The 5,398-nt window shown below is 58.8% G+C and carries 5 protein-coding genes; 1 reads left to right on the plus strand and 4 read right to left on the minus strand.

Translation table 11 applies throughout. The features are described 5' to 3' along the window. Nucleotides 1-448 precede the first annotated feature (448 nt). Complete coding sequence (locus SGJ19_29600) at nucleotides 449-1,753, minus strand: PQQ-binding-like beta-propeller repeat protein (protein ID MDZ4784420.1); 1,305 nt, start codon at nucleotides 1,751-1,753, stop codon at nucleotides 449-451. A gap of 228 nt (nucleotides 1,754-1,981) precedes the next feature. After that, a complete protein-coding gene (locus SGJ19_29605) occupies nucleotides 1,982-2,692 on the minus strand; it encodes a DNA alkylation repair protein (protein MDZ4784421.1) in 711 nt (236 codons plus the stop codon). Here SGJ19_29605 and SGJ19_29610 point away from each other — a divergent pair. Next, entirely contained in the window at nucleotides 2,691-2,888 is a 198-nt protein-coding gene (locus SGJ19_29610) for a hypothetical protein (GenBank protein MDZ4784422.1), read from the plus strand. The genes SGJ19_29605 and SGJ19_29610 overlap by 2 nt on opposite strands. Before the next feature lie 292 nt (nucleotides 2,889-3,180). On the opposite strand, the gene corA is transcribed toward SGJ19_29610, so the two are convergent. Then, on the minus strand, nucleotides 3,181-4,197 hold the full coding sequence (gene corA, locus SGJ19_29615) for a magnesium/cobalt transporter CorA (GenBank protein MDZ4784423.1): 1,017 nt from the start codon (nucleotides 4,195-4,197) through the stop codon (nucleotides 3,181-3,183). Between the two features lie 789 nt (nucleotides 4,198-4,986). After that, nucleotides 4,987-5,398: hypothetical protein (locus SGJ19_29620; GenBank protein MDZ4784424.1), on the minus strand; the 412-nt coding region annotated here is incomplete at its 5' end.

Genomic DNA, 5,398 nt, shown 5'->3' on the forward strand with positions numbered 1-5,398 from the left:
CCGCACAATCTTGCCGAGGGGGACGCAGCTTGTCAAAATAGGCGACATTCCCAGCTTGGAGCGGTTCCCGGCTCAACCCATCTGGGAAATGTCGGTTAAAGGGGTATCCGACCGCACTCAGCCGCTGCGCAGGCGCGATATGCAGCCCTGTGTTCGAGCGATGTGGCCGCCGTAGTCCAACAAACACGCGGGACGTTGCGTACGAAAAAAGTTGTCGAGAACTGTTTGCGTCAGTCGCCTGCCCAACGAAACGGTATCATTCAATAGGGGTGCCTCAGCGCAGCCGCGCGGACGCGAAGTTCGACGGAATGGGTCATTTACGCGTCGGCCTGGTCATTGAGTGAGACGCAGTAAGAACCCACGTTTGAACCGCGCGTGTTCTGGCAATAGTTGCGTCCGTTAGACTGCTTCGGTCACATCGACCGGACGAAGACAAGGCTTACTACGCTTACTTCTCGTCGCCTTCCAGGCAGTAGAGATGTTTGTGGCCGCGAAGAAAGAGCTGGCGGCCAGCGATCGCGGCAGAGGCGCTGATCGGTTCGGAGAGGCGATTCAGTGCGAGGAGCCGCGGCACATCACCGCTGCTAACGACTACCGTTGTCCCATCGAGATCGGTGACGTAGATGCGACCGGCGGCGGCGACCGGGGAGGCATAGACGTTGTTAATCTCCTTGAGCCGGAAAGGGCCCGGACGTTCCTCGCCAGTTTGCGCATCGACGCGCGAGAGAATTCCCTGATAGTGCGACAGAAAATAGAGCCCGCCGTCGTAGAGCAGCGGGGAGGGAACGTAGGGCGTGCCGCGAAATCTGTTCCAGACGATTTGGTCGGTACCGGTGATGTCCCCAGCCGCGCCAGCGAGACGAATCGCGAGCAAGGCCCGCTTGTCGTAGCTGCTGCCGGCGAAGACCATTCCGTCGCCGGACACGGGCGATGCGACGATGTTACTTGATAGTCCCCCGCATTCCCAGAGAACCTTGCCGTTGTCCAAATCATACCCGCGGACGCGGTTCGTTCCGCTGACGATAACCTGAGGTTTTCCAGCATGCTCGACGATGATAGGGGTAGCCCAGGAGGTGACTTCCTCACGCGTCACCTTCCACCGCTCGTTGCCAGTATTTTTGTCGAGTGCTACGAGGAACGAATTTCCCTCGTGGTCCCAGTTGACGATGAGCGTTTCTTGGTAAAGCACCGGTGAGCTTCCCTCGCCGTGCCCGTGGAGCGATTGCATCGGACCAAAGTCGGCTTTCCAAACAAGCTGGCCGTCGAGGTCGAGGCAATGCAGCCCGAACGAGCCAAAGAAGGCAAACAGGTGCTCACCGTCGGTCACCGGAGAATTCGACGCCAGGCTCCCGGTGCGGTGCCCCTGTTCCTGTGGCAGTGCCTCGTGCAACGTTTGCTGCCAGAGAATCTTGCCGCTTGACCGACTGACCGCCAATGCGACGAATCTGTGACGATGCGTGACCGGAAGGTTATCGTGATTGCCCGGCGCCGTGCTGGGGTGCGGGGGAAGCGCATCCCCAACAGCAATGGCGGTGGTGAGCATGATGCGGTCGCCCCAGACAATTGGGGTCGAATGGCCGAGACCCGGGATTTCCGACTTCCAGCGGATGCTCGTCCCATCTGCTTCATTCCAAACCAGCGGCGGATTACCGTTCGGCGCTGTGCCTGTCGAGAGCGGTCCGCGCCACTGCGGCCAGTTGTCTAGCGCATTGCGGGCACGGTCGTCGGCAAGCGCTACTGTCGCCAAAAGCACGGAAAAGGACGCGAGACAATAAGGGCGCAGGGACAGCAAGCGAGGCCTCCTCAAGAATGCGAATGTACTGTTGACCGTGCCGAAATGCCGATCCTGGCGTTGCAAACGGGATCAGTCCGTGAGTGAAGGTCCCCAAGTATTAAGACGACAAGTTCTACGCTACCAACATGGCAATCTGAGCAGTTTTATTGGAGCACTTTCCTGAATTCAAGGTGGCGGCCATACACCTCAGCAGCGGCGGCGCATCGACTTCATCGAGCGCTCGTGCGCAGCGGGCGATCCGAACTTGGTACCGGAGCGAGCCCACATCTTTTCCACGGTTGTGGCGACGTCCGGTGTCTTGCAGGCTGTGTCGCCGTGGTCGACGGTCACTTCGCCGATTCTCTTCGCCGCCGCGAGCACGGCCTTCCGCAGCGCAGAACTCCGACCGCCAATTGTGATCAGCGCCCGGTTCATGTCGCTCTTCACTTCGTTCGCCGCGGCGTGAATCGACTTCTCGATCACTTCGATGCTATGGAGTAGTTGGTCCTCGGGAAACGACTCGTCTAGGTCGGAGAGGCGGCCAAGTAGCGTCCACCCCGTCGCGCGCAGCCGCTCGTTCGACGAGCTCAGCCACTCGCGCAACTTGTCGCGCGCATGCGGGCCTTCGGCTGCGAGCGTTGCGACGTAGAGGCCACACATGCGCATTGGATTCTCGATCGCCCACCGGTCGAGTTCGTCCGGCGTCATCGCCCGCGGATCGGCGATCTTCATCGCAAGATTCCGCGCGTCGACATTGCCGGTCGCCCACAACTCTCGCGCGAGTTCGTGATCAACGTCGATCCGCTTCATCAACTTGAAGAGTTCGCCGAAGAGGACGCCGAACATCGGTCCCTTCGCGCCGTGCCGCGCCCACGTCTTGCGGGTCTGCTCCGTGCCGAGCTTCTCCAGGATGGTCATGACTTCCGAAAGCGATATGCGCGCTGCTGGGGCCTTCGCTGCGGAAGTCTTCCCGGTGGACGGCTTCGACGGCGCAAGCTTTGGCGCTGCGGTCTTCGACGCGAACGTCGTCGCAGCCGCCGGCTTCGCAACCTTGGAGGACTTCGCAGTGGTCCGTGCGGCCGCCTTCTTCACGGGCTTTTTCGCGGGCATGTAATTGTCCCAAGCAGCGGGCAGCAACAGAGACATCATTTTGTGGCAATTTGGGCATAATATGCAAGCCACTCATTCAGCAAGAACTACGCCTCCCTGTCTGTCACAACTACTGAGGAAAGGTCTCTGTCTGGAGTTGGCTGCCGAGGCGTTTTTCACCGCCAGCAGCCGCGTGAATCGCTAACTTGCAGAGGATTGTCCAACCTATTGCACCTGGTGGTTTGATCGAACCTGCTCAGGTCGCTGTGATCGACGCAGCTTGCACAAATGTTCAAAGTTTTCCGTAGGCGCCACTTCTAGAGCCACTTGACCTTGCGGAACCAGCGATAAAGCAAGCTGCAGAGGGTGAGCATTACGACGATAACCACGGGGTAGCCGTAAGCCCATTTGGTTTCGGGCATGAAGTCGAAATTCATGCCGTAGAGACCCGCGATCATCGTGGGCACGGCAATGATCGCCGCCCACGCGGCCAGCCGCTTTGTGTCGTCGTTCTGCGCGACGGAAATCAGTGCGAACTTGGCTTCCAGCGCGATTTGAGATAGCTGCTCCAAGTTGTTAATCAAATCGCCAATGCGCACGACGTGATCGTGGACGTCCTGGAAATACGGTCGCGTGTCCGGAGGGACCAAATCCGAGCTTCGGGATAGTCGGGCCGAAACTTCGATCAGCGGCGTGACGGCTTGTTTCAGCGCAAGCAAATCGCGCCGCAGGTGATACAGCCGGGCCGTAACGCTTCTCACAAAGGTGCCGCTGAAAATCTGCTCTTCCAAATCATCCAATTCCGCTTGGAGTGCGTCGAGGATCGGAAAATACTGATCGACAATAAAGTCCATGAGAGCATGGAGCACGAAGCCTTCTCCCTTGGCTAACAGTTGGGGAGAGGCTTCGCAGCGAGCGCGCAGTCCGACATGCGACTTCATCGATCCGTGCCGCACCGTTACGATATAGCGGGGGCCTGCGAACACATGCGTTTCGCCGAATTCGATGCGGCGTTCGCCGCCTTCACAGAGCCGCGCCGTGCGCATTACGACGAATATGGAATTGTCGTAGATTTCCAGCTTGGGACGCTGATGCGCTTGATGAGCATCTTCGATCGCTAGCTCGTGTAGACCAAATGCCTGTTGAATATGCGCTAGGAGCGGCTCCGATGGTTCGTAGAGCCCGACCCAGAAAAAACGATCCGAGTGGCGCCAGGCGTCTCCTAAATCAGGAATGGGTACGATCGCCACTCGCACGCCGTTGCAATACGCAGCGGAGTTGATGATGCTGCCGCGCGGCGACGCCGCCAAGTTTTCGGATTTTTCGGGGGTCACGATATTCTCGCATACGGAATCGTTAGGATCGAAGTTCCGTTAGCCGTCCCTCTCAAAGCACTTCTGCTCCGACCTGAGAACGCATGGGCTGTCACGACCAAACCATTTCATTGTCGACATTGTACACTACGTCGAAATTACAACATTTTCCAGCATCGCTAGCGGGGTCGGCCAGAGATTGAGCTCAGCAAGGAATTCCGAAACAATCAAAAGCAACCACAGTCGAAATGGCAGCTTGCGGAGTCAGTCGACCTGCTTCCAGTCACATAGTTTGACGCTCAAAGCGACTCTTCGAGTCGTCAGCTGGTGACCACAAGCGAAATGCCCGAATGGCCCCGTCGGGGCCCGCTCAATTGGGCGCGTTCTGAGCGCGCAATTTGGCCGCTCGAATCGCTCCGGTGCGACACACCGACGCGGCCACGACCTGCCGTGCAATCGGTTTGAGTGAGACGACCGGCGTTGCAAACACAGTTCTGCATCCAAAGGGTCGTGTTGGGCTCGCGTTGTTTCTCCGCCATACCGCAGACCAGGGTAACAATGTGTACACGGGGTACCGAGTAAAACCCCGGCCATGCCGCCAATTTACGCGCCGAGTGCGCCCGAATCTGCGCCGTTTTCGGCCTCAACCTCCTCTTCTTCCGAAGAATTCCAGCAGTGTTCGACTCCTCCTACGACTATTGCGAGCGGGAATTTCTGTCCAACCCGTTGGCCCCGCGCGTGTCGGAATCGAGAGGGAAGATCGCATTCTATGCCGACATTAGACGCCCGTTCTCCTACGCCACAATCACCTTACGCCTGCCGCAATCGAAGACGGAATGCGCAGCTCATGGTGCTGGGACTTGCCAAGTAGTAAGTCGCCAGCGGATTCGGATCAAAGTCGACCGTGTACTGGAAGTACCCGGCGAGATGAATCACGCCCAGCGAGTCGACGGCGAGTCCCAAGGCGGCGTCGGTGCCGGTTCCGCCGAAGGTTTCGGCCCAATCCAGATTGCCGGTCGGCGTGAGCTTCAGGATGAATGCATCGACGTCTCCGGCAGGCGTCCGCATGAAACTGCTGGCGCTCGGATCAAAGTCGGTTTCGCCAAGTAACGCTCCCGCAGCGTAAACAGCGCCGGCCGCATCCACATCGAGTCCGTACACAAAGACGGGTTCCACACTTTGCAGCGCCCGCGCCCAGACCAGCCCGCCGCTGCTGTTGAAC

The sequence above is a fragment of the Planctomycetia bacterium genome, from assembly GCA_034440135.1.
Lineage (GTDB): Bacteria > Planctomycetota > Planctomycetia > Pirellulales > JALHLM01 > JALHLM01.